This window comes from Gramella sp. AN32, from assembly GCF_023718305.1.
GTDB lineage: Bacteria > Bacteroidota > Bacteroidia > Flavobacteriales > Flavobacteriaceae > Christiangramia > Christiangramia antarctica.
This window is the reverse complement of sequence record NZ_QEYO01000013.1, coordinates 14,001-39,627: the sequence shown is the minus strand read 5'-3', so window position 1 is coordinate 39,627 and position 25,627 is coordinate 14,001. Positions and strand designations below refer to the sequence as shown.

The 25,627-nt window shown below is 37.3% G+C and carries 20 protein-coding genes; 10 read left to right on the top strand and 10 right to left on the bottom strand.

Going from position 1 to position 25,627, the window contains the following annotated elements; genetic code table 11:
- Window positions 1-56: 56 nt before the first annotated feature.
- The 3 genes from DHD80_RS13765 to proC all read right to left on the bottom strand — a co-directional run bounded on the left by DHD80_RS13765 (window position 57) and on the right by proC (window position 2,998).
- Window positions 57-1,256 (bottom strand): glutamate-5-semialdehyde dehydrogenase, encoded by a 1,200-nt coding sequence (locus DHD80_RS13765; RefSeq protein ID WP_251742032.1) that lies wholly within the window; start codon window positions 1,254-1,256, stop codon window positions 57-59.
- A gap of 124 nt (window positions 1,257-1,380) precedes the next feature.
- Complete coding sequence (gene proB, locus DHD80_RS13760; protein WP_251742031.1) at window positions 1,381-2,154, bottom strand: glutamate 5-kinase; 774 nt, start codon at window positions 2,152-2,154, stop codon at window positions 1,381-1,383.
- Between the two features lie 34 nt (window positions 2,155-2,188).
- Complete coding sequence (gene proC, locus DHD80_RS13755) at window positions 2,189-2,998, bottom strand: pyrroline-5-carboxylate reductase (protein WP_251742030.1); 810 nt, start codon at window positions 2,996-2,998, stop codon at window positions 2,189-2,191.
- Window positions 2,999-3,537: 539 nt separating this feature from the next.
- Between proC and DHD80_RS13750 the strand changes: the two genes are divergently transcribed.
- Genes DHD80_RS13750 through ggt form a run of 5 tightly spaced genes read left to right on the top strand, consistent with a single transcriptional unit; the run spans window position 3,538 to window position 12,319 of the window.
- Window positions 3,538-7,206 carry a chemotaxis protein CheB gene (locus DHD80_RS13750; protein WP_251742029.1) on the top strand — a complete coding sequence of 1,223 codons (3,669 nt, stop codon included), beginning with the start codon at window positions 3,538-3,540 and terminating at the stop codon, window positions 7,204-7,206.
- The gene (locus DHD80_RS13745; protein ID WP_251742028.1) at window positions 7,207-9,420 is read left to right on the top strand and encodes an ATP-binding protein; all 2,214 of its coding nucleotides are present in this window, start codon (window positions 7,207-7,209) and stop codon (window positions 9,418-9,420) included.
- Between the two features lie 49 nt (window positions 9,421-9,469).
- Window positions 9,470-10,027 (top strand): response regulator, encoded by a 558-nt coding sequence (locus DHD80_RS13740; RefSeq protein ID WP_251742027.1) that lies wholly within the window; start codon window positions 9,470-9,472, stop codon window positions 10,025-10,027.
- Window positions 10,014-10,571 (top strand): biliverdin-producing heme oxygenase, encoded by a 558-nt coding sequence (locus tag DHD80_RS13735; RefSeq protein WP_251742026.1) that lies wholly within the window; start codon window positions 10,014-10,016, stop codon window positions 10,569-10,571. Before DHD80_RS13740 ends, DHD80_RS13735 begins: the two co-directional genes overlap by 14 nt.
- 41 nt (window positions 10,572-10,612) lie before the next feature.
- Window positions 10,613-12,319 (top strand): gamma-glutamyltransferase, encoded by a 1,707-nt coding sequence (gene ggt / locus DHD80_RS13730; protein ID WP_251742025.1) that lies wholly within the window; start codon window positions 10,613-10,615, stop codon window positions 12,317-12,319.
- Here the strand turns inward: ggt and DHD80_RS13725 are convergent.
- Window positions 12,316-12,888: a pseudouridine synthase gene (locus tag DHD80_RS13725; RefSeq protein ID WP_251742024.1), complete on the bottom strand. Its 573-nt coding sequence runs from the start codon at window positions 12,886-12,888 to the stop codon at window positions 12,316-12,318. The genes ggt and DHD80_RS13725 overlap by 4 nt on opposite strands.
- A 196-nt stretch (window positions 12,889-13,084) precedes the next feature.
- Here DHD80_RS13725 and DHD80_RS13720 point away from each other — a divergent pair, with 196 nt between their 5' ends.
- Together DHD80_RS13720 and DHD80_RS13715 are read left to right on the top strand one after the other, a co-directional pair.
- Complete coding sequence (locus DHD80_RS13720) at window positions 13,085-14,191, top strand: GAF domain-containing protein (RefSeq protein ID WP_251742022.1); 1,107 nt, start codon at window positions 13,085-13,087, stop codon at window positions 14,189-14,191.
- 312 nt (window positions 14,192-14,503) lie between these two features.
- Entirely contained in the window at window positions 14,504-15,106 is a 603-nt protein-coding gene (locus DHD80_RS13715) for a hypothetical protein (RefSeq protein ID WP_251742021.1), read from the top strand.
- A gap of 45 nt (window positions 15,107-15,151) precedes the next feature.
- Here DHD80_RS13715 and DHD80_RS19925 read toward each other — a convergent pair whose 3' ends face one another.
- Window positions 15,152-15,817, bottom strand: a complete 666-nt coding sequence (locus DHD80_RS19925; RefSeq protein ID WP_279347047.1) for a helix-turn-helix transcriptional regulator — start codon at window positions 15,815-15,817, stop codon at window positions 15,152-15,154.
- 3 nt (window positions 15,818-15,820) lie between these two features.
- Window positions 15,821-17,995: a M3 family metallopeptidase gene (locus DHD80_RS13705; RefSeq protein WP_251742019.1), complete on the bottom strand. Its 2,175-nt coding sequence runs from the start codon at window positions 17,993-17,995 to the stop codon at window positions 15,821-15,823.
- A 524-nt stretch (window positions 17,996-18,519) separates the two neighbouring features.
- Here DHD80_RS13705 and DHD80_RS13700 point away from each other — a divergent pair.
- Together DHD80_RS13700 and DHD80_RS13695 are read left to right on the top strand one after the other, a co-directional pair.
- Window positions 18,520-19,182: a hypothetical protein gene (locus DHD80_RS13700; protein WP_251742017.1), complete on the top strand. Its 663-nt coding sequence runs from the start codon at window positions 18,520-18,522 to the stop codon at window positions 19,180-19,182.
- Between the two features lie 24 nt (window positions 19,183-19,206).
- Window positions 19,207-19,377, top strand: a complete 171-nt coding sequence (locus DHD80_RS13695) for a hypothetical protein (protein ID WP_251742015.1) — start codon at window positions 19,207-19,209, stop codon at window positions 19,375-19,377.
- A gap of 52 nt (window positions 19,378-19,429) precedes the next feature.
- On the opposite strand, the gene DHD80_RS13690 is transcribed toward DHD80_RS13695, so the two are convergent.
- The 3 genes from DHD80_RS13690 to DHD80_RS13680 all read right to left on the bottom strand — a co-directional run bounded on the left by DHD80_RS13690 (window position 19,430) and on the right by DHD80_RS13680 (window position 23,466).
- Entirely contained in the window at window positions 19,430-20,092 is a 663-nt protein-coding gene (locus DHD80_RS13690; RefSeq protein ID WP_251742013.1) for a helix-turn-helix transcriptional regulator, read from the bottom strand.
- Window positions 20,093-20,237: 145 nt separating this feature from the next.
- On the bottom strand, window positions 20,238-22,784 hold the full coding sequence (locus tag DHD80_RS13685; RefSeq protein WP_251742011.1) for an FtsX-like permease family protein: 2,547 nt from the start codon (window positions 22,782-22,784) through the stop codon (window positions 20,238-20,240).
- On the bottom strand, window positions 22,777-23,466 hold the full coding sequence (locus tag DHD80_RS13680; RefSeq protein WP_251742009.1) for an ABC transporter ATP-binding protein: 690 nt from the start codon (window positions 23,464-23,466) through the stop codon (window positions 22,777-22,779). The genes DHD80_RS13685 and DHD80_RS13680 overlap by 8 nt, the downstream gene beginning before the upstream one ends.
- 68 nt (window positions 23,467-23,534) lie before the next feature.
- Between DHD80_RS13680 and DHD80_RS13675 the strand changes: the two genes are divergently transcribed.
- Window positions 23,535-24,248: an arylesterase gene (locus tag DHD80_RS13675; RefSeq protein WP_251742008.1), complete on the top strand. Its 714-nt coding sequence runs from the start codon at window positions 23,535-23,537 to the stop codon at window positions 24,246-24,248.
- 296 nt (window positions 24,249-24,544) lie between these two features.
- Here the strand turns inward: DHD80_RS13675 and DHD80_RS13670 are convergent, their stop codons facing one another.
- A complete protein-coding gene (locus DHD80_RS13670) occupies window positions 24,545-25,573 on the bottom strand; it encodes an LLM class flavin-dependent oxidoreductase (protein ID WP_251742006.1) in 1,029 nt (342 codons plus the stop codon).
- Between the last annotated feature and the right edge of the window lie 54 nt (window positions 25,574-25,627).

Here is a 25,627-nt window from a genome sequence, read left to right as displayed (position 1 = left end):
TGATATATTAATTTACAGTATTATAAGATTCTGAAACAAGTTCAGAATGACGTCTTTTATTCCCTTATATGGCCTTCTCCCAAAATGTAATATTTGTTGGTGACCAATTGTTTTAATCCCAACGGACCCCTATGGTGAAGTTTATCTGTGGAAATGGCCAGTTCCGCACCAACTCCCATTTGTCCGCCATCGGTAAATCGGGTAGAGGCATTGTGATAAACAGCAGCACTGTCTACCTGCTCCATAAACGTCATGGCTTCTTCCTTATCTTTAGTGATGATGGAAGCCGAATGTCCTCCGGAATATTTATTGATCTTATCAATTGCCTGATCCAGGCCTTCAACTGCACCAATCACAATTTTCATGGCTAAAAATTCTTCATACCAGGTGCTTTCTGAAGGAATTTTTTCTTCTTCTGAAAGTGTTTTGGAGACTTCATCATCAACCAGCATATTCACTTTATTACCGCTAAAAAGTTTCTGAAGTTCTTTCAGCTTTTCATCAAAGTTTTCAATATTGCTGTCTACCAGTACCTTATCCAGGGCATTGCATCCGGAGATCTTATCGATCTTCGCGTTCAGCATTACTCTTTTGGCGATTTCGAAGTCGGCATTTTTGGAAACATAGAGGAAATTATTCCCTCTCCCACTTACAAGAACTGCACCGGTCGCATGTTCTTTTACAAAAGCGATCAATCGTTCTCCACCCCTTGGTACAATTAAATCTAATTGTTCTGGTGGATTTTTTAGGAATTCCTGGGTTTGTTCCCTATCTAAATGCAATAATTTAATCCAATCTTTACTGAGGTTATTTTCTTTCAGAGCTTCGTGCCAGCATTCCTCTAAGATCTTATTAGAATGGATCGCCTCCTTCCCTCCTTTTAAATAAATTTTGTTATTGGCCTTAAAAGCCAGAACTGCAGCTTCTATGGTGACATCTGGTCTGGATTCATAAATGATCATAATAGTCCCGAAAGGGGCCGTTTTATTGGTAATATCCAAACCGGTATCCAGTTTACGATGTTCTATCACCTGGCCAACTGGATCATCCTGTTCCATCACTTCTTTTACAGACTGGATCATACCGTCAACTTTCTTATCATTTACAATAAGCCGGTCGTACATCGCCTGATCATCTTTGGTAAAAGCTTCAAGATCTTTTTTATTTGCTTCGATTATTTCCTTACGTCTTTTATCCAAAATTTGCATCATGGATTTTAGTACGTTATTTTTTTTATCTGTTTTTATCAACTTCATACCTTAATTTTATATTTGATATTATATAATTTATATTTTAAAACTGATTTTGCCAGTCTCCCGCTCAAATCCTCAAATTCTCAAATCCTCAAATTTTCACATTAAGCAATTGTTATATTAATAATTATGCGGTAAATTTTGTTCCCACAGGCTTACCTTCCATAATTTCCAGGATCACATTTTCACGTTTTCCATTGGCGATATAGGTATCGATATTTTTGGAAGCGGTGGCTTTGGCAATCTTGATTTTAGACTCCATTCCGCCACGGCCTTCACCTTCACCTTTATCAGATTTCTGAACAAATTTTTCAACATTTTCATCTACCTGAACTTTGTTTAGTTTTTCTGAATCATCATGTTCCGGATGTCCTGTATATAAACCTTCAGTATCACTTAAAATAATCAGCTTTTCAGCACCAATTAATTCAGCAACAAGACTGGCCAATTCATCATTATCAGAAAACATAGACATGGTTACAGATACAGCATCATCTTCATTTGCGATAGGGATAATCCCTTCGGAAAGCAATGATTCATAACAGTTGATCATATTTTCCCGGTGAACCCCCGGACTAAAATCCCTCTTCGTAGCTAATACCTGGGCACACCGCATTCCATAATCATGGAAAATGCTATAATAATGCCTCATCATCCTTGGCTGTCCTACGGAAGAATAGACCTGTCGTCTTTTACTTGGATCCTTAATATTTATTTCTCCAAGAATTTCCTTTCCGGCAATAGCAGATCCTGAAGATACCAACACCACCAACACATCCTCTTCATATAGTTGATGAATTTGTCTCACAAGACTTTTTAAAACCGGGCCTAATATTCTGTTGTCTTTATTGGTCATTACATTTGTCCCAACTTTTACAACAATTCTTCTCTTCTTATCCATTACTTGGTTTTTATGAAATCTTTTCTTGTAATATCTATTTATTTTCTTCCCCTAATTCCACAGCCCTGTCAAAAGCAGCATAGGCCGCGTCTTTGATGAGTTCCTTCACATTATTATCATCCATGGAATCTAAAGCAGCACGGGTGGTCCCTCCTTTGGAGGCAACACGGTCCATCCAGGTACCCGGACTTAAATCATTTCTATTGAAAAGTTCAACAGCTCCTTCAAATGTCTGGCTTACTAATATTTTTGAATCATTTTCGGAAAAGCCCATTTTCAAAGCAGCTTCCATCATCGATTGCATGAAATAGAAAACATATGCTGGCCCACTCCCTGAAATTCCTGTAGAGGCATCAATAAAATTTTCATTTTCAACATGAATGGATTCCCCGGTAGTATCTAATAAATTTCGAACCATTATCAGTTCTATTCGGGAAACCTCTTTGGTTTCTGTATAACTGGTCACGCCTTTTCCTACCTGCGCAGGCAAATTAGGCATAGATCTTACTACTTTCTTGACGCCTAAGCCCTCCTGAATTTTTCCGATAGTTATTCCAGCCATCAGTGAAACAAATATTTGAGAATTATTTACCATGGATTTCATCTCCTCAAATAAACCTTCACTATGGTAAGGCTTAACTGCAATGAATACCATATCTGCTTCCGGAAGGCATTTATGTAGATCATCATATACATCAAAATGACCAATATCCTTCAGTCGCGCGATGACCTCGGGGGATTTGTCAAAAATCATTAAATTCCTTCTGTTTAACATGGGTGATTTTGCCATTCCTTCGGCATAAGTCAATCCCATATTTCCAGCTCCAATTACTAAAGTTTTCATTCAAATGTGTTTACTACATCGGTAACATACCAATGTTTTCAGATCACTATTGTCCAATTACCATGCGAGACTGCCAAATATTAATCCGGATAAAGATGTACATTAGCTCTAAGTGAATATTTGTAAGGAGAATTTGTATTAATACTCATTTTAATACTTTAACAAATTATCATTATGTAGTTTGAAAATTGAGAAATTTAAAAATTTCGATAGGTTTTTTTGCGATATAATCGCCCATTTGATTGATGTAGTGAATTTATGAAAGCCTACAGTATGTGCTTTATTTCAAAGTTTAAATGTTATAATTAAAGAAAATATTTATTTTTGGGAAGATTCAAATCCTGCATTTGGTTGCTAATTTGTCAAATCATGTAATTATGGCAGGTTTTTTAAAAATAAAATTAAAGGGAAAATCCTGAAAACACCTTCAAAATATGATGTTTTGAAGTATTTTAAATGGGATATGGTATAACCATAGGTATATTTTATTTTTAATATTACAATTTGTATAAAGTTTTTTAAACCTACTTCAACAATTAATGAAAAGTACGAGTGAACGTCCCGTAGCGGAAACTGAAAATAATTTTTTGAATGACCAAATCAGGATTATTGCAGTTGGCGCAAGTGCCGGGGGTTTGGAAGCACTGAAATTATTTTTTAAGAATATAACCGCAGATGACCAGAATTCTTATGTAGTCATTCAACACCTCTCACCAGATTTTAAGAGTATGATGGGGGAGCTTCTTCAAAAAGGCTCAAAACTTCCTATTGAAATTATTAGCGATGGAATGCTTGTAGAACCTGGTATGGTTTATTTAATTCCTCCTAAAAATAATCTTGTTCTTAATGGAGGATCATTTAAGCTTTCCAAGAAACCTACAGATTATAAACTTAATTTACCTATTGATATTTTCTTTGAATCCTTAGCAGAACAGTGTGAAGAACGGGCTATTGGAATTATATTAAGTGGTACGGGGAGTGATGGAACACGCGGTATTCGCGCTATTAAGGAAAAAGATGGGATGGTGATGGTTCAGGAACCTACTGAAGCCAAATTTGATGGGATGCCTAAAAGTGCCATTAACACGGGTCTTGTAGATTATGTCCTCCCGGTTGAAGAAATGGGCCCTGAGTTACAAAATTTTATCTCCGCTCCACCAGTCTTTCATTTTGAAGATGGTGATATTAAGTATGAAGAAAAAGATCTTAATCATATCTTAATATATGTTCATGAAAAATGCGGGCTGGATTTTAAAGAATATAAGTATGCGACCTTAGCCCGAAGAGTGGCCAGGCGTGTGAATGTTACTAAGTGTAACGACCTAAATGCGTATTACGAATTTCTGAAGAATAACCATGAGGAAGCGGAAATTCTTTCCCGGGAATTTTTAATTGGAGTGACAAAATTCTTTAGAGATGATGAAGTTTGGAAAGTTCTTAAAAAAGAAGTTTTTCCGGAAATCGTTGCCAATACCAAAAATGGTGAAGTATTAAAAGTATGGGATGTTGCCTGTAGCACAGGAGAAGAAGCTTATTCTTTAGCCATTTCCCTTTTGGAAGAAATTGAAAAGCAAAAAAAAGAAATCATTTTAAAGATTTTTGCGACAGATATTTCTCAAGATCATCTTGATATTGGCAGCAAAGGAATTTATCCTGAAAGTATTGTTGCTGATGTTGCCCATAAGTACTTAGCCAAGTATTTCGTGGCGAAAGCAAACAGCTATCAAGTCATGGATAAAGTGAGAAAGGCAGTTGTTTTTTCAAAACATAACGTGATTAAAAACCCACCTTTTAGCAATATGGATTTGGTGGTTTGCAGAAATTTATTGATCTATTTTCAGAATAGTATTCAGAAAAAAGCATTAAATGTTTTACACTATGCCTTAAAAGAAAATGGGATTTTATTATTAGGAACCAGCGAAAGTGTTCATGCTCATAAAGATCACTTTTCAGAAATTGATCGAAAAAGCAGGATCTACAAAAACGTGAAACCTACGAGTAGATTAAAAAGTATAATTAGTGACTCTTCTGAAAGTTTTGAGAGTAGCCCAATGAGGTCATATTCCAAGAGAAATTTTCACAGAGAACGAAATAATAAGTCTTCAGTCAATCCTATTCGCCAAAAAATGCAACGTGAACTCAATGAAACTATTCTTGCGCAATTTGGGGGCGCAGCGGTTTTTGTAGATGCAGATTATAATATTCTTCAGGCAGTGGGGGAATTTAGAAAATATGCCAATTTACCGGTTACCGGTTTTTCCATCAATCTTCTGGACATGTTAGACAGTGAGGTGAAATACGTGGTGCAAACTACCTTCAACAATGCTGCAGATAGACAAGAGAAGGTGGTGTATCGAAAAGCTGTGATAACCCGGGAAAACGGGGAAAAGTTTGGGACAGATATCATTATTAAGCCTTTTAAAGACCACAGTATAAGTGGGGAAACCAATTATGTGATCACCTTTATTGAAACAGATGTTGACCTTACAGAAATTATTGAAATTGATAAGGTAAGTCCCTCTTCTCAAACAAAAGAGTATGTCTCCATCCTTGAGTATGACCTGAAGAAAACAAAAGAAGATCTTCATACATCTTTACAGGAAATAGAGACAAGCAATGAGGAATTACAGGCTGCCAATGAAGAATTACTCGCTTCTAACGAAGAATTGCAAAGTACCAATGAGGAATTACAAACCGTAAATGAAGAGATCAACACGGTAAATGCCGAAAACATCCAGAAAATGGAAGATCTTGCGGCGCTTAATGCAGATATGAATAACCTGCTGAAAAGCACCGATATTGGGGTAATCTTTTTAGATAAGGATTTTACCATCAGGAAATTTACCCCCGCTATTAAAGAACATTTTAACCTTCTCAAGACCGATCTTGGCCGGCCCATAGATGATTTTATAAGGACCTTTGGACTATCCAGGAAACGTAATTTTATTGATAGGTGCCGGAGGGTTCTCAATACAGGAAAACCCATCGAAAGGCACATCATTTCGAAAGCGGGCGTTAACTACCTGCAAAGAATTTCAGCCTATACCAATTCAGAGAAGGAAAAACAGGGAGTGGTAATTACTTTTATTGATATTGAAAATATCCAAAAATCAAAAGAAAAACTGGTGGCCAGCGAAAAGAGATTTAAGTCTTTTTATGAAGATGCACCGGTAATGTATGTGAATGTAGATGCTAAATCTTCCGAGATAAATCAATGCAATAAAAAAGCGCTGGAAGTTTTAGGCTATAAAGATAAAGATGATCTTATAGGGAAACCCTTTGTAGAGTTTTTTGAGGCAGGTTCGAAGGTAAGCCTGATCGAAATGAATGCCAAGTTCAAGAATAACGAGGAATTTTCAAATATTGATCAAAACTTAGTTTCCAGGACCGGGAAGGTTATTCCTATTTTATTAAACGCTTCTGCCGAAAAGGATGAAAAGGATAATCTTAAAACGATAAGGTTCACCTGTGTTGATATTTCTGAATTACACCAGGCACAGCAACAACTTAGGGAGCAAAAAAATGATCTGGAAAGGGCAAACCGGGATTTAGAGCAATTTGTATCCATTTGTTCCCATGACTTGCAGGAACCACTGGCCACTATAAAGTTTGGTAGTGATGTTCTGGGTAAAATGTATGAAGATAAACTAGATGAAAAAGGAGTCAATTATATTAAATATATAAAGAATGCTTCTGATAGGCTTTCAGCTCAAATAAGAGCTTTATTGGAGCATTCCCGAATTGGCAGGAGTGGGAAGAAAAAACTCGTAGATACCAAAGAACTCGTTGAGGTAGTGAAATATGACCTTGGGAAAAGCATTCGGGATTCCAAAGCGGTAGTACATGTGGGAGAACTTCCTAAAATTAAAGCTTACGAAACTGAATTGAGGTTATTGTTCCAAAATCTTATCAGCAATGCCATAAAATACCGTAGAAAAGGTCTTCCCCCGGAAATTCGAATTTCCGCATTTAAAGAAGATAAATATTGGGTTTTTTCTATCGTTGATAATGGAAGGGGAATATCTAAGGAAGATCTCAAAAATATCTTTACTATTTTTAATCGGGTACCTGGAAATGAAGATACCGAGGGAACGGGAGTTGGCCTGGCACATGTGGAAAAAATCGTATTGCTCCATGATGGGACGATTTGGGTTGATTCCCAGGAAGGCGTGGGAAGTACCTTCTACTTTAAAATTAAAAACTTTTAAATGAGTGAAGTAGGGGAATATCCTAAAGATATAGATTTATCAAGTTGTGAAAATGAACCAATACATATTATTGGAAAATCTCAATCTCACGGAGTTATTGTTGCATGTGATATGCGAAACTGTACAGTGGTGCAGATTAGCGCAAATTGTAAAGATATTTTAGGCCTTTCTATTGAAGATATTTTAGGTAATTCTCTCGATTTGATCTTAGGAGATAAACTTTGTAACACTATAGTGGCCGAATTTGAAGAGGATTCATATTTCAAGGTTCATCAAACCAAAATTGGCGGAAAATCGTTCTTTGTGGTGCCCCATATTAGTGATAAAACTTTACTTCTGGATATTGAACCGAAAGGGGAAGAAATCGAAAATTATAAGTATCAAAAACAGCTTACCAGTATACTTTCCAGCCTGAGCAGTGTTGAAACTGCTGAAAAGCTTTGTGAAAGAGCTGCCTCTCTTACCCGGGATATTTTTGGTTATGATCGTGTTATGGTCTATAAATTTGATGAGGAATGGAACGGGAAAGTAATTGCTGAAGAGAAAAATGAAGAAATGGAAAGCTGGTTGGGATTGCATTATCCTGCCAGTGATATTCCAAAACAGGCCAGGGAGCTATTCTTTAAGAATAAAATTAGGATTATTACGGATGTTAATTCCAAGCCTATAGCTCTAGTTCCTGAAATTTCCCCAATAAGTGAACAAGCTTTAGATCTTTCTGGATCTTTATTAAGGGCGGTATCTCCTATCCATATAGAATATCTTCAAAATATGAATGTGGGAGCTTCTTTAACTGCTGCTTTGATCGCGAATGGAAAACTTTGGGGGCTTATAGCCTGTCATCATAATTCCGCGAAATTCATCAATTTCTATCAGAGGCAGACCTGTGATTTTCTCACGCAAATCTTTTCGAATGAACTATCCTTAAAAAATACCCGGTCATTTCTTGAAAACATAGAAAAAGGAAAAGAGATTCGGCAAATTTTGTTGCAGCAGGTTAATAGAAAAGAAAATATTAGATCGGGTCTTACCCAACAAAAATCAAAATTTACAGATCTTATTCAGAGTGGTGGCGGTGCCATTATTTTGAATAAAAAGATCACCTTAGTTGGTAATACGCCTTCAAAATCTCAGGTAAAAACCTTACTCAAAGAATTTGTTTTCAGGCAGAAAGACAGCGTGTTTTTTACTAATAATTTGATGTCCTCATATCCGGAAGCTAAAGAATACAAAGATGTGGCTTCAGGTTTTTTATCTATAAAACTTGGTGAAAGTGAGCGTGATGCCCTTATTTGGTTTAGACCGGAAGTAATTCAAACAGTGAGTTGGGGCGGGAATCCCGAAAATAAAGCTTTATATAGTGAAGAAAAGCAGCGGTTAACGCCCAGAAAATCTTTTGAAATATGGACCCAGGAACTCAAAGGCTATTCTCAAGCATGGCTGGATTACGAAATTAGTGAAGCGAAATCTCTGAGGGAGAGCATTAGCTATGTAATTCTTAACCTTCAGAAAAAAGAGATCAACAGGTTGAACAATGAGCTGATCGATGCTCATAACGAATTAAATTTATTCAGTCAGGGCCTTTCACATGATTTAAAAGCTCCCTTGCGCGGGATAGATGGCTATGCCCATATTTTAAAAGAAGATCACTATACAGGTTTGGAAGCTGAAGCAAAAATGGCGGTTGATACCATTCTTACTTCTGCTGAAGAAATGCAGGATTTAATAGACAATATCCTTTCATTTGCCGGTGTAAATAATCAAAACCTGAAGAAGGTTATGATCAATACAGATCATTTAATTCAGGAGTTATTGAAATCTTTTAATATTCCTAAGAATTATTTTAAAACTGAACTTATTATCGAAGAGCAATTGCCAAAAATGTTGGGTGATAAACAAATGCTGGCACAGGTTTGGTCGAATTTAATTACCAACGCTCTAAAATATAGTGAGAAGGAAAAATCTCCAAAAATTGAAATAGGTACACTCACGCAGGAAAAAAAGACCGTCTATTATGTAAAGGATAATGGGATAGGCTTTGACCAAAAATATAGCGAAGAAATTTTCGTGCTCTTCTCGAGATTTTCAGGAAATAATTACTCCGGAACCGGGATTGGGCTTGCTATTGTAAAAAAAATAATTGAAAAACATGATGGTAAAATTTGGGCAGAATCTAACTTAGGTGAAGGAACAAGTTTTTACTTTCATCTATAATTAAAGTTTTGGATCAGAACATATAGCTACTTTTACTTAAATTTATTTGATGATAAAATCCACTTTAAACATTTTATTGGTAGAGGATAATATTACCGATGCCAGATTAATACAACGACAAATCAAAAAAATTGTTGAAAACCCGGTAATGGAACTAACCGATAATCTTGAAACGGTGAGGGAAAAACTGGTAAATTTTGCGCCAGATGTGGTTTTATCAGACTATAATTTGCCTACCTGCACCGGTCTTGATGTTTTGGAACTGGTAAAGGAATTTGATGATTCGATGGATTTTATATTTATTACCGGAACCATTAATGATGAAGAGCTTGCCGCAAATACAATCTTGAGCGGTGCATCAGGATATATTTTAAAGAAACATATTAATAATTTAGGCGAAAAATTAGAGCCCCTGCTTAAGAAAGTAGTGATGAACATGGGTTCTCATAACGAATTGCGCAATAAAATTAGAAACAATAAGATCACGGTAAACAAGATCTACGATTATCTGGATAAAATGAATACAGATAACGAACAGCAACTTGAAAATATCGCCAAGATTAAAAAAGCGATCAACGTTTTCAAAATTGAAGATGATGCTTCATAAACTCCGGTCGGCGACAGAGCAACTCCACAGAGACCTCGAAAAGGACAATTTGGCCAATAAAATTATGGATCATTCTATAAATTTAAATGAATACAAATTGTTACTGACTCAAAATTATTTGGCTTACGCCATAGTAGAACCATTCCTGGAGCGATATTTAGAATATTATCGTGCTGATAAAAGCGATAGACTGAAAACCGACCTTTTATCGATGGATTCTCCAATTCCGAAGGTTGAATTATGGCTTGATTTCTCCTGCAATAACCTTACGGAAGCAATTGGGGCAGCATATGTGGTGGAAGGCTCGGCAATGGGAGGTCTTATGATTGGGAAAAATATTCCGGATTGTAATTCTTTGGAAAATATTCCACCTCAAAAATTTTATAGCGGAAAAAGGGAAGATATTCAAGGTTTTCAAAATTTTCAGAAGTTGTTGCGTTCAAAAGAATTTTCAGAAGAAGAAAAGGATATGGCCGCAAAAAAAGCGGTGGAAACTTTTGAACTATTCGGGAAAGCTTATTGCTTACAATTACAGCAATTATAGATTGATTTTGTATTTTTCCTGAAGACAAATTTTACTTCCTTATGCTGAAATGTATTCGTTTTTCAACAATTTTATTTTTACTTATAAACCAGTTCAGTTTCGCCCAGGGCGGAAGGATTCCTGCTCAGGCAGATAGCGGAATGGTTGTAAGTAGTCATTATTTAGCTTCTGAAATTGGAAGGGATATTCTGAAAAAGGGAGGATCGGCCGTAGATGCTTCTGTGGCTACAGCATTTGCACTTTCAGTAAGCTTACCGGCTGCCGGAAATATTGGTGGCGGCGGATTTCTGGTGTACTACGGGAATGATGGAAAAAGCACTACGTTTAATTTTAGGGAAAAAGCACCATTAGCGGCGACTCGTGAAATGTATTTGGATGAAAAAGGTGAAATTCGGAATAACTCCAATCATGACAGCATTATTGCGGTAGGCGTTCCGGGAACTGTTGCCGGTCTTTATCTTGCCCATGAAAAATACGGGAAACTTCCCTGGGCTGAATTATTAGAACCTGCCATTAAAATTGCCGAAAATGGTTTTGCCATAAGTCCGGAAATTGAATGGTTTTCAAAATGGGTTTTGGAGAACAAAGATGATTATCGATCTACCGCGAAGATATTTTTAAAAGATTCGGTGACCGCTTTGAAGCCGGGTGATATTTTAATTCAAAAGGATCTGGCAGAAACTTTAAAAAGGATTAGAGATAAAGGTAAAGATGGGTTTTATCGTGGTAAGACCGCCAGTTTGATCAGCGATTATATGAAAAGGAATGGCGGGATTATAACCGAAGTAGATCTTGAAAAATATGAGGCAGAAGAAAGGGAACCGGTAAAAGGGAATTATAAGGGTTATGAAATTATCGGAATGCCACCGCCAAGTTCCGGAGGGGTAGCGGTAGTGGAGATGCTTAATATTTTAGAGCCGTATGATCTCGCGAAAATGGGGCAGAATTCGGCTCAAAGTCTGCATTATTTAACCGAAGCGATGAGAAGGGCTTTTGCAGATCGTGCGCAGTATTTAGGTGATCCTAATTTTAATCCTAAAATGCCTGTAAATGAGGTAATTTCGAAGAATTATGCGAAGATATTAAACGAGCAAATTCAGGAAAATAAAGCATCTGTAAGTGATTCTGCAAATTTTAATAAAGCTCATTTGGCTTATGAAAGTAGCGAAACGACCCATCTTTCTGTAATAGATACAGAAGGGAATGCTGTTTCCCTAACCTATACGTTGGAAGCCAGTTATGGGTCAAAAATAGTGGTGGAAGGTGCAGGCTTTATACTGAACAATGAAATGGGGGATTTTAATGCCATTCCCGGACTCACCAATTCTAAGGGAAGAATAGGTACACCTGCCAACCAGATCGAACCGGAAAAACGTATGCTTTCCAGTATGACGCCAACTATCGTGGCAAAAGATGGAAAACCGATTCTTATCATAGGATCACCGGGCGGCAGGACAATTATCAATACAACCTTACAAGTGATCGTAAATGTTTTGGATTATGATCTAAATATTGCCAAAGCCATAGAATCTCCGCGAATTCACCACCAGTGGCTGCCAGATATCACAAGTTTTGAAGATTGGGGATTTTCAGAAGATACCAAAAAGATCTATCTGGAAATGGGTCATAAAATCAAAACATATAATAGCCAGGGAAGGGCTATGGGAATTCAAATTGATCCGGTTAGCGGAATGATCTATGGTGCGGCAGATTCTCGTAGTTACGACGGGAAAGCGGCAGGATTTTAAAGGGAGAATTTTTCCAGTTCTATCACTTCGCCGGGTTGCATTGTACCCAGATATTCATTGGCAATTCGAACCCGAACCAATCTTAAAGTGGGAAAGCCTACGGCAGCAGTCATCTTTTTTACCTGCCTGAATTTTCCCTCAGTAAGGGTAATACTTATCCAGGAAGTATGGCCATGTCTGGAATCACGTATTCTTCGGGGTCTTTCAGGAAAATCAGGAGCGACCTCAAGCTTTTGAACTTTGCAGGGATTCGATAAATACTTTTTGCTTTTATGGGTGATCTCAATGCCGTTTTCGAGTTTTTCTATGGCTTCAGCATTAATCTCGCCGTCTAATTGTACATAATATTCTTTTTCTGAATCTCCCGCGGAAATCATCTGGCTGGCCTTACCGTTAGTAGTTAGAAAAAGCAAACCTTCAGAATCCTTATCCAATCTTCCTATAGCCATGATATTTTCAGGAAAGTCGCCCAAATCTCCCAATAAGAGTTTATTTTTCCTGGGTTTTTCATTGGTTATGAATTGACTCAAATACCCATAAGGTTTATATAATTTAAAATGCCTGTACATTTTCTAAGGATCAAAAAAAGATAAATTTTTAAAAATTCTCTGTACAAAGAAAAAGGTATTGAAGCAAAACACCAGTGTTTTATATAAAATCAACTGCTTTTTAACAGTTGCTTAAAGATAAATGCGGCAGAAACTTTTAATTTTAGGTTTTTACCAAATTAAAGAATTTATCATATTTAATATTTAAACCTACTTAATGCAGGAGGAAGAAAGGTTACATGAACTCTATAGTTATAATATACTTGATACCGCTCAAGACAAGGATCTTGATGAAATTGCTGAAATTGCCAGTGCGATTTGTAACACGCCCATAGCACAAATTTCATTAATTGATAGGGAAATTGAATTTCTAAAGGCGGAAGTGGGCACAGATTTAAAGAAAATTCCACGAGAACTTTCTTTTTGCAGTCATTTGGTATATAGCCCGGGGGAACTTATGATTGTGGAGAATTTACTGAACGATCCTCGATTTAAGGAGCATCCATTTGTAAAGGCAGGGCCAAAAGCTCGTTTTTATGCCGGGGCGCCCTTAGAAACTCCAAATGGGAACGTTTTAGGAGCTTTATGTGTTATAGACTTTGAGCCTAAAGTTATTTCAGAAAAGCAAAAAAACGCCTTAAAATTACTAGCAAAAAGGGTTTTGGAAAATTTTGACCTAAGGAAATTGCTCCAGACTCAAAAGGACGATATTAAATCCAATATATTGAAACTACGGAAATTAACAGATAATGCTCCCGGTTTGATTTACCAATTTAAAATTACGACTGATGGTAAAATGTCCTTTCCTTTTTTAAGCAGTGGGATAAGCAATATTAATTCCAATCTTAACCCAAGGATTTTAGCTGAAGAGGCGGCCACATCTTTCGTTAAATTTTTGCACCCCGATGACCTTCAAAATTTTAATTTAACTATTCAGGAATCATTTCAAAATTTAAGCATCTGGGAGGCAGAATATCGTTTAATAGGTGATGATAAGCATTATAAGTGGTATCATGGCAAGTCCAAACCGGAACGTTTGGATGATGGCTCTGTGCTATGGCATGGAATGATGCAGGATATTACAGATAAAAAAGAATATGAGGAAACCTTAGAAAAACTATCCTTTGACATTTCCCACGGTTTAAGGCCTTCGGTTTGTAATATGCTGGGCATTACCTCGATGATTGAAACAGAAAAAATAGACGTGGATACCTTAAAGGAATACAGTGGTTATATCAAGAAGATTTCTTTAGAGCTTGATGATTTTACTAAAAAACTTAATGAGACCTACGAAAATAGGTCATATCCCCGGCACAAGAAATAGGGTCACATCCAACTTCTTGCCCTTTTTAAGCTTTAATCCCTGCTTATTTTTTTACATCGATAGAATCTCATTTTCAGTAAATTAGTGGATTTTCCTAGAAATCATATTTTCCGTTAAACCTGGCAACCCCTTCCAAAAGTTTGTTCACTTAAGACATTTTTTGAGTGCAGATAATATCCCTTAGGTTTAAAAATCTTAAAATATCTATGCATGCATGTTGGACTAAAATTCACCATTTTTAGGTATTGTAAACTGGATAAGGGTGATATATATTTGATATGTTCTAACAAAATTATTTATAAATCTACAATTATGAAAACCAAATTTACTTTAGTACTAATCGCCCTAATTTCAATTTCTGCAATAAGCCAGGAGTTACCAACGCGGGTAGGTTTAAAAGCCGGATTACCAAATGCCGTGGGTGTAAATGCAGAATATGTTACACCTTACCTGAAGGGGAGGCTTGCCCCAAACGTGGAAGCTTCTCTCTTCCCAATTCCCGATGGTCTTTTTTCAGACAGGGACGGAACGATCACTTATTTACAGGGAGGATTCAACTATTATTTTTTCAAACCTGGAGATGGTTTATACAGTAACCTAAGTTATGGTTATTTAAAAGGAAAAGGAACCGGTGAAAATATTCGTGCAGAAAAACCGAATGCCAACGGTGAATATATGATAGGGAAAGGTTATTTGAATGAAAGTAACCATTCTATCAACCTGAAAGTTGGAAACAAATTTGGTAATAAATATTATTTTAAACCTGAAGTTGGTTACGCTTTTAATAAGCTAAATGGGGATCATGCCATCGATGTACGTTTTGCTGACGGTAGTAGAGAGACTCAATATGAAGGAATTCCCGGAGTATTTACAAAAGGGCTTTTATTTGGAGTAGGTGCCGGTATCGCTTTCTAATTTCTCAATATAAAATGTAAAAGGCTGAATTTTTTCAGCCTTTTTTTATAAAAGATCAAAAGCATGGGCATATTGTGAAAAGCCATAATTTGAATTGATCTTCAGCTTTTCCTTGATATTTTTCCGGTGGGTATTCACCGTATCAAATGAAATAAAAAGTTCCTCGGCAATTTCCGCAGAACTTTTCCCTAAGGCGACCAGGCGTAGCACTTCCCTTTCCCGTTTTCCCAAACTGGTATATTTCTCAAAATTCTGTTTAAAAAAAAGATTTTCAGCCACCAGCCGGTTTACTTTATTCGGAATATGTTTTAGGTGGTTGATGGGATTAGCGATGGTAATGATATGCGAGGTTTTTCCATTTTCTTCCCGATGAAAGATTTCTGAAGTACACACATGCCAGATCCATTCATTGTCATTTGCCAGCTTGATTTGCTGAAAAAAGGTGAATTGGGACTTGTCGTTCTCATCCTCTTCAAGAGTTGCCAGCTTGTCCTTATAATCGTAAATATCTTCATTATGAAAAAACGAATTCTGAAATTTATTTTCCTCATTCTGAATGAGATCCAGGGTGGTTTCCATTTGATCTAATCCATTCTGCGATATGAATACAGGCTGAAAATTGCCTAATTCCCGTACGATGATAAAACCAGGAATAAGTACAGAAAAACTTCTGAGTTTTTTCAATTTCGAATTCAAAGACTCTTCACTCATAATTTATTTTATAGAATCCTGGGGCACGGGAAAACCACGGTTCCGCATTAAGGCATCAATTTTAGCATCCCGGCCTCTAAATTTTCTGTAAGCTTCCGCAGGATCCATAGAATTTCTTGGTGCAAAGAGGTACTTCACCAGTTTTGCGGCAACCTCTTTATCATAAAAACCATCCGGAGCTTCTGCAAAGGCTTCCGCAGCATCTGCGGTTAAAACATCTGCCCATAAATATCCATAATATCCCGTGGCATAACCCTCGCCTGAAAATACATGTCCAAATTGAGGGGTACGGTGCCTCATTACAATTTCTTCGGGCATGTTCAGTTTTTTCAATGTTTCTTTTTCGAAAGTATTGATATCGATCTTAGCAGGATCTGTGGTATGATATTTCATATCCATGATGGCAGAAGCTAAAAATTCCGTTGTACCAAATCCCTGGTTGAAGGTTGAAGCTTTTTTAATTTTAGTCACAAGTTCCTGCGGAATCACTTCGTTGGTTTTATAATGCCTCAAAAACTGGTTGATCACTTTATCTGTGGAAAGCCATCTCTCCAGTAATTGCGACTGAAATTCAGTGTAATCCCGAACACCGCCATTCAAGGTAGGATATTCCACATTTGAGGAAAGAAAATGTAAAGCATGTCCGAATTCGTGGAAAAAGGTTTCCGCATCATCCCAACTCACCAAAACTGGTTCCCCGGGAGCAGGTTTAATAAAATTAGAATTATTGGAAGCCAGTACAGGTTTGTCGCCGGTTAGTTTTGTATAGCCGCGATACGTGGTTGCCCATGCTCCGGAACGCTTTCCAGTCCTGGCATAAGGATCTAAATACCATAGCCCAATCACTTTTCCTGACTCCTTATCTGAAACCTGCCATACTTTTACATCTTCGTGAAACACAGGTACCGAATTTTCTTTTACAGGAGTAAACTTATAATTGAAAAGTTCTCCGGCGGTAAAGAACAGGGCCTGGGTTAAATTGCCTAATTCCAGGTATTGTTTTACTTCTTCACTATCCAGATCATATTTTTCTTTTCTAACTTTTTCAGCATAATAGCGGTAATCCCAAGGCTCGATTTTAATATTAGTGTTTTCAGAATCGGCGATTTTTTGCATATCGGTGACTTCTTCTTCAACTCTCGCTAATGCTGCCGGCCATACCTGCATCATTAAATTCATGGCATTTTCAGGATTTTTGGCCATTCTATCCTGTAGCCGCCATTGCGCATAATTAGCATAACCCAATAACTCCACGCGCTCATCACGCAATTCAAGGATCTTTTTAACAATTTGCTTGTTGTCGTATGCATCATTATTGTCTCCTCTGGAATAATAAGTTTTCCATACTTTTTCCCTTAATTTTCTTTCTGTGGAATAGGTGAGAAATGGATCCATGGAAGATCTGGTATTAGTTACGGCATATTTCCCATCTTCCCCACGATCTTCGGCAGCTTTTGCAGCAGATTTTATATAAGAATCGGGTAAACCACCCAATTGATCTTCCTTTAAATAAGTAACATATCCTTCTTCATCGGCCAGGACATTGCTGGAAAACTTAGTGTAGAGAGCTGATAATTCTTTATTGATGGCGGCATAACGCTTTTTGTCTTCTGTATTTAAATCAGCACCGTCCATAGCGAAATCTTCATAAATAAGCTGGATAACGCGCTGCTTTTCCGGAGAAAGATTCTGATCTTTAGCAGCTTCATAAACCGTTTTTATACGCTGAAACAGCTCCGGATTCTGGCTGATCTTAGAACTAAATTCTGAAATTTCCGGGGCGAGTTCCTTTTGAACTTCCCGAAATTCAGGACTGGACATATTACTGCTATAAATGCCGTAGTACACAAAAGCCCGGTCTAATTCCTTTCCCGCTTCTTCCAGGGGAATAATGGTATTTTCAAAAGTGGCCGGTTCTGGATTGGAGGTAATTTTATCGATTTCCGCAAGCTTTAATTCCATTCCTTTCCGTATCGCCGGTTTTATAGCTTCAATGTTCATTTTATCGAAAGCAGGGACACCTTTGTATGGCCCATTCCATTCGGCAATTAGTGGATTATTCAAAGTATCTTTTTCCATTTTTACAATTGATTCTGTATTATTTTCAACATGGTTGGCGCAGCCTGCAAGCAAGATTATTCCGCCAAACAGTACATATTTTCTGAAATTTATGATCATTATGCAATGCAATTTAATTTCTGCCGAAGATACAAAGAATTGATATTAGACATCTTTGTTCTCTACTAAGAGTGAAATTTCATGATCACCTTAGGGGGATGGAATAAGATTCTCATTACTAAAAAAAAGATGAAAATCTAGAAGCTTTGAAGGCTAACTCAAATTTACCCAGAGTTCTTACTTTTCCGGTTAAAATATTAATGTGATTATGCATTTTTTCCAATTTTAGGATAAGTGTTACTGATTGATAGAGAAGCCTTGCCCAAAACCGGAATTTCATCTGTTTATATCCAAATCTTATAAAAAATTCTAGAAGAGAAAATACTTATTGGGGAAATAGAATAGGGTGTGTAATGGACTCTCTTTTATATAAAAGAAATAGAATGTAAGATTATTGAAAAAGGGGGGATATCACCCTTTTTTGTTTAATTATCAGATAGTTATGAAAAATCACCACTAGTGGGTATTGCTCTAAATTTTTTCTCGAAATATCTTTGATTCATATTAACATTCAATTTCTTATTATGAAAACAGCTAAATCCTTTCTGATTTTTTTCCTAGTTGTATTTCCTCTGTTCACTTTCTGCCAAGAGGAGCCAGTATCAGTTTCTTCAAATAATGAGGAGACTAATTTTAAAGTTCGGCCTTTTAGATTTGAATCTAAATTGGGATTTCCCAATATTTCGGGATTAGGGACAGAATATGTAACGCCACTCTTTAATGATAGACTGGCGGTAGCGGCTCAATTATCAAAATTTAAATCTTCCTGGTTTCAGTCCGATGATTCAAACGACGATAAATTGGATTTTTCATATATATCTGGAGGACTTAATTATTATTTATTTAAACCCGGAAAGGGTCTTTACGGTGGTCTAAGTTATGGGAGTTTAAAAGTGAAGGGAGAAATCGTGATGGAAGGTGACGATGATAATGTCCCTGGAAAGCAGTATTTTGATATTAGTAATAACTCATTTAATTTAAAAATAGGGGCAAAGTGGGGGGGACTATTTTATGTTAGACCCGAAATAGGCTATTCTTTAAACCCTATTCCAGATTCTATTGAATCGGTGATCATTTATAATGATGGTACCCGGGAAAATGAAAGTTACGATTTTGGAGATAATGGTTTCTTAAAACTTCTAAGTTCTGGACTTATTTTTAGTATTGGAACTGGTTTTGCATTCTAAAGAAAATATAAATTAATTCATCGAATGAACCCGTGTGAGGGAATTACGATAAATGGAGTATATAAAGATGCAGTTTTTGATATCTGCATTTTTGCAGTCACCAATGATATTCTAAAGGTTACTGAAGAGGGGACAGGTAACTTCTTTTTCAATACAGCATTAAATTCCACAAAATTAAGTTTATTTGAAAAATAGATTGGGATGATGAGCCTGGTGATGAAGAAGATGCCTGCTATTTTGTGAAGGTTTAAATTAAATCGAAAGCCTGTGCATATTCGGTAAATTCATAATTGCAGCTAATGCTCAGCTTTTGCTTAATATTTTTTCTATGGGTATTAACGGTTTCTTTTGATATAAATAGCCTATCTGAAATTTCATGAGAACTTAAGCCCTTTGCAACATATATCATCACCTCTTTTTCTCGCGGACGAAGCTCCATGAATTTTTCAAAATTTCTATTGTAAAACAGACTCTCTTCAAGAAACCTGGTAGCCTTTACCGGGACATGTTTCATCTGGTCTATAGGAATTGAAATAGTTATTATGTGTGTGGGAATGCCCTCTTCACTTTGCATAAATATTCGTGTACTTGCTATATGCCATATCCAATCAAGCTTTTCCTTTATCCTGACCCGTTGGAAAAAAGTAAATGTCTCTTTTGGATCTCCCTTTATCAAATGCTTTTCTAGTTTCAGCAATAAATCCAATAAGTCTTCATTGTTAAAAAAGCGTTCATGAAGGTGTTCGTTAGGATTTTTAGATTCTTCAGGAAAGAATCCCAAAGTTAAACCGTTCGAAGTAATATATAGTGGTTTAAAGGGTTTCAATTTATGTATAATTAATATCCCTGGCATCATTTCAGCATAAGGAGACAGCTTACTTATTTTATCGGCAACCGATTTGAATTTCATTTTCGGGATAAATTATAACCTTATGAAATTAGCGAATTATTCCCTGAGTTTAGAAAAATAGTTAACTTAATATTGATCACTATAATGCATTTTATAGTACCTTACCAAGGAGGTTCATTACCTATATATTTCATTACGGAAGCCTTCATCCTAATTTTTTTCTTAAAACTTTTAGTGGCGGACTTTTAATCACGCTCAGGCTATTGGTTACTCCAATGATTAAGATTAAAAAGGTCACCATAAGGAGCACTAAAAAGATGGGAAGCAGGTTAGGGCTGAAGGCTGTTTCAAAAACAAGGCGGGCCAGTAAAAAACTACTGAAAAGCGATAAAACAATGCCGGATAAACTTCCTAAGAACCCAAGATAAAAATATTCCATGGCGAAAATTTTTAAAATTTGAGACGATCTTGCTCCTAAAGTCCTAAGCAGAACACTTTCCCTAACCCGCTGAAATTTGCTGGTTCGAACTGCGCCAATCAAAACGATAATGCCCGTTAAGATGCTGAAGAAAGCCATAAAATTTATAAGCCAGGAAATTTTTTCCAGGAGACCTTCGATCACTCCTAGTATCTGCCTTATGTCGATAATGGAAACGTTGGGAAATCTTTTCACTAATTCCTGCTGAAGTTTTGCAGAGGTTTTATCATCTGAAACTTTGGTGGTGAGTACTCGAAACTGAGGTGCATCCTCCAGCACACCTTTTGGAAAAACCACTGAAAAATTCAGCTGCATCCGGCTCCAATCTACTGTTCTAATGCTGGCAACAGAGGTATTCATTAAAACCCCCTGTACGTTCCAGCTAATCGTATCGCCTACACTTACTTTAGCATCTTCCGCAAAATTATTGCTAACGCTTATGGGAATCATTTTTTGATTCGAAACGTCGCCAATCCATTTGCCCTGTTCCAAAACTTCAGAAGCGATTAAAGAATCACGATAGGTGGTCCTAAATTCGTGGTTCAGGATCCAGGAATTGACGCTGGAAGTGGTATCCTGTCTTATTTCATCTGCTGAAATTCCGCCGATACTTTCCACCTTCATCGTAACAATAGGGATATTTTCCAGGACAGGAATGTTTTGAGCCTTAATGACATTGGCCACAGAATCCTTTTGCGCAGCCTGAATATCTAACAAGATCAAATTTGGGCTATTCGCCTGTTCTTCTACAGAAGCCTGGGCGAGCAAAAGATCTTTGGTTAGATATAGCGTACTGATAAGGAATGTTCCCATCCCAATGGTGATCACTAAAACCAGCGTTTGATTTTGAGGCCGGTAAAGGTTCAATAAACTTTGCCTGGAAACAAAACTCCAACTCGCAGGAAAAAATTTTCTGATTAGTTTCATAAAAAGACTTCCAATCCCGGCAAGAATAGAGAAAGTAATGGCGATTCCCAAAACAAAGAAAAAGGCATAATTCCATTCTTCCAGCAACCAGTAAGAGAACAGGAAAACAAAAATAAAGATCAATAAGAAAATTATGATCGCTACTTTTTTAGATCGTAAAGATTGGTCTAACTGGATTCTTAAAGCTCTCAACGGAGAAACATAAAAGGTACTGATTAGAGGATAGAGCGAAAATAGAATAGCCATTAATAAACCCAAGAGGATCCCGATCGCAAGAATTTTAGGAGCCAGAGTAATTTCAACTTCTACCGGTAGCAAACCCTGTAGCAGTAACGGAAATATTTGCTGTAAAAATACACCGGCGATACTTCCAATAAGTCCGCCGAGTAATCCCATTCCGGCTATTTGGATAAAAAAGATCAGGAAACTTTGTTTTCTAGAAGCCCCCAAACATTTTAAAATCGCAATCGATGGTAACTTTTCTTTGATATAAATATTGATTGCGCTGGCAATGCCAATACACCCAAGGATGAGCGCTATAAAAGCCACAAGATTAAGGAACCGTCCAAAATTCTCATAGCGGCGGCCCAAACGTTCACTGGTAGATTTATGTGTATCAAGATCGGCATCTTCAGTATCCAGAATGGGATCAAGTTTTTCATCCAGCTTATCCATATCCTGCCGCGCATCGGCCACAAAATAATATTTGTAATCTATTCGGCTACCGGTCTGGATCAACCCGGTTTGCTCGATCATTTTCTGAGAAATAATTACTGGTGGTGCAATAGAACTAAATAAGGCCGTACTTCCCGGAACTGATTTTAGAGATCCCTCAATTGGAAACGTAGTCGAGCCAATTTTAATACTATCGCCGGATTTTAAACCCATTTGCAACATGACGGTTGCATCCACTAAAGCCGATCTATTTTTTTGAAAGTTTGTTGAAGCAATTTTCGGTTTGGTTTCTAATTCTCCGTAAAAAGGAAATTCCCCATCAATCCCGCGCACCTGGAGCAATTTGGTGCCATTTACTTTAGGAAATGCCGCCATGGAAGCAAAACTAATTTCACTTCCCTGTGCACCTCCCAGGGAATCTATAATTTGCTGGACCCTTTTATTAATTGGTTTGTCACTATCTATAATAAAATCTGCGCCCATTAATGATTTGGACTGTAGGGCAATGTTGTCTTTTAGATTTTCACTGAAGGACTGGATAGAAACCACTGCCGCTATACCCAAAACCATGGATGCCATAAAAAGGACAAGCTTTTTATAACTTGCTTTGGCATCACGCCAGGCCATTTTAAATAACCAGGAAACACCGGGATTTTTTGAATTTTTAAGCATTGGCCTTTATTACATGATCAATGATTCGGCCGCCTTTTAATTTTAAAATATTCTGCGTTTTCTTAGCCAGATCCAGGTCATGGGTTACGATTACCAGGGTTGTACCGTTTTCCTTGTTTAGATTAAGAAGTAAATCCACAATTTTCTGTCCTGTTTCTTCATCCAGATTTCCGGTGGGTTCATCGGCAAAAAGCACTTCCGGTGCATTCGAAAAAGCCCGGGCCAGGGCGACCCTTTGCTGTTCACCTCCGGAAAGTTGCGAGGGATAATGTTCTAAACGATCTATCAAACCAACTTTCTCCAGCCAGTTTTTCGCGATTTCGGCTGCATTTTTTGCTCCCTGTAATTCCAAAGGCACACTTACATTTTCAATGGCGGTTAAAGTTGGAAGTAGTTGAAAATTCTGAAAAACAAAACCTACTTTTTGATTTCGTAATATGGCGCGCTCATCTTCAGAAAGGTCATTTAAGCTAACTCCACATAATTCGATTGCCCCATCATCGGCATAATCTAAACCGGCACAAAGCCCCAATAGCGTAGTTTTACCACTTCCCGATGGGCCAACTATGGCAAAAGTTTCATTTTCATTGATGCTGAAAGTGATATCGTGTAAAACCTGTAATTGTTTGGAGCCGCTGGAATAACTTTTCTGAAGATTGCGAACATCAAGGATTTTTGCCATTTTTTAAAAGTTATTTTCTTTAAGTTAGTAGGAAAATAAAGAATTCATTTCAAATGAGCCCCGAATATATGAGAACTGCTTTACAATATATAATCGTATGTAGCCTAATTTTATTTACTTCCTGTAAAAATTCTTCGGAAGGGAATACACCAGAAAAGAATGCGCAGGATTCTAGAATAGAGGAAACCGTAGCTGAAGGCAATGAGGTTATTTTATTTTTTGGAAATAGTTTAACCGCAGGCTATGGATTGAGCGAAGGAGAGTTGGGTTTTCCGGAAATTATTCAGAAAAAAATAGATTCTCTCGATTTGCCTTATGAAGTGGTAAATGCCGGGCTAAGTGGCGAAACCACTGCGGGAGGAAAAGGACGAATAGACTGGATCCTGAATCAACAAGTGGACATTTTTATTCTGGAACTTGGAGGAAATGACGGGTTGCGTGGCATCCCGGTTTCTGAACCAAAGAAAAACCTACAGGAAATTATTGATAAGGTAAGGGCCAAAGATCCCGACATACAGATCATCCTGGCGGGAATGCAAATTCCGCCCAATTTCGGGCAGGATTATACATCAAATTTCAAAAATATCTATCCGGAACTGGCAGAAGAAAATGATCTTCCACTTATTCCATTTTTGCTCGAAAACGTGGCTGGAATTCGGGAATTAAATCAGTCAGATGGGATTCATCCCACTGCCGAAGGCCAGAAGATCCTGGCCGAGAATGTATGGGCAATCCTTTCAGAAATTATTCAGAAAGAACAAACTGAAGAATTTGCGGAATAAAAATGTGTTTTAAAACTTTGATTGTCCGCTTAAGATCCTACAATTTAAAAGTAGATCAATGAGATCATTTTAATTTTAGCTGAGACTCTTTTGCCTACCCTTCGAATGCACTAGCATTGATGTATTTTACTTTATTTGCGTAGTATAGACCCTGAAACCAGTTCAGGATGACGATGCTGCTTTTTAAAATTGTCGTCATGCTGTCCCGATACGCTAGCTAAATCTTTTTATCACGAGTCTCAGGATGACCAAAGTTCCATTGGGTACAACAAAGTGATATATATTAAAAAATTGAATTAGCTGGCAAAAACTTCATTTTCAGCATTAATTTCCTGCATAATTTCAGAGAATAATCTGAAAGAATTAACCCGGTCTTCGTGGTTATAAATATGGGAAGCGACAATAACTTCATCTACACCCGTTTCACGAATAAAATTTTCCACATCATTTTTGACGGAAGATTTATCGCCCACAAATGAATATTTCAGCATACGCTGAAGGGCAGGGTTTTCTTTAACTTCCCGTAATTCTGAAGTCATTGGTTCAGGTTTTTGTAGAAAATCAATTTTGCCGGTCATTACTCCCAGCATCATTTTTATGGAACTCGTAGAAAGGTTTTCAGCATAAGAAAAATCTTCAGCAGCAATGATATTTACCCCCGCAATCGCATAGGGTTTTTCCAATTGTTCCGAAGGCTGAAACTTATTGTAATAAATTTCCAGAGCCTGAAATAATTGCGCGGGGGCAAAATGGCTTGCAAAAACATAAGGCAAACCTTTTTCCGCGGCAACATAGGCAGAGTCGGTGCTTGAGCCCAAAATATACATGGGAACATTTACACCTTCGGCAACGGTTGCCCTTACTTTTGTGGTGGGCAGTTGATTTCTAAAATACTTTTTAATTTCATCGATCTCGTTAGGAAATTTATAAACGGAGTTCATCCGGTCGCTACGAATCGCATGAGCGGTTACCTGATCTGTCCCGGGAGCACGTCCCAAGCCCATATCAATACGATTTGGGTATAAGGAGCCTAGAGTCCCGAACTGTTCAGCAACGAGAAGAGGGGAATGATTGGGCAACATAATCCCGCCGGAGCCAATTCTGATCTTTTTCGTGTTAGCGGCAACATGCGTCATCAAAACAGTCGTTGCAGAACTGGCAATGCTTACCATGTTATGATGTTCAGCCAGCCAAAACCTGGTGTAGCCAAAATTTTCAGCTTCCTGTGCTAGTTTTGATGTATTAGAAAAAACCTGGGAATGATTTATATCTACTCCAACCATGGCAAGTTCCAAAATGGAGTAATTAATTTTCTTTGAACTCATATAAAAATTTCAATAATAGAATTGGTTAAGAAGGTAGTAGGTATTATACCTTGA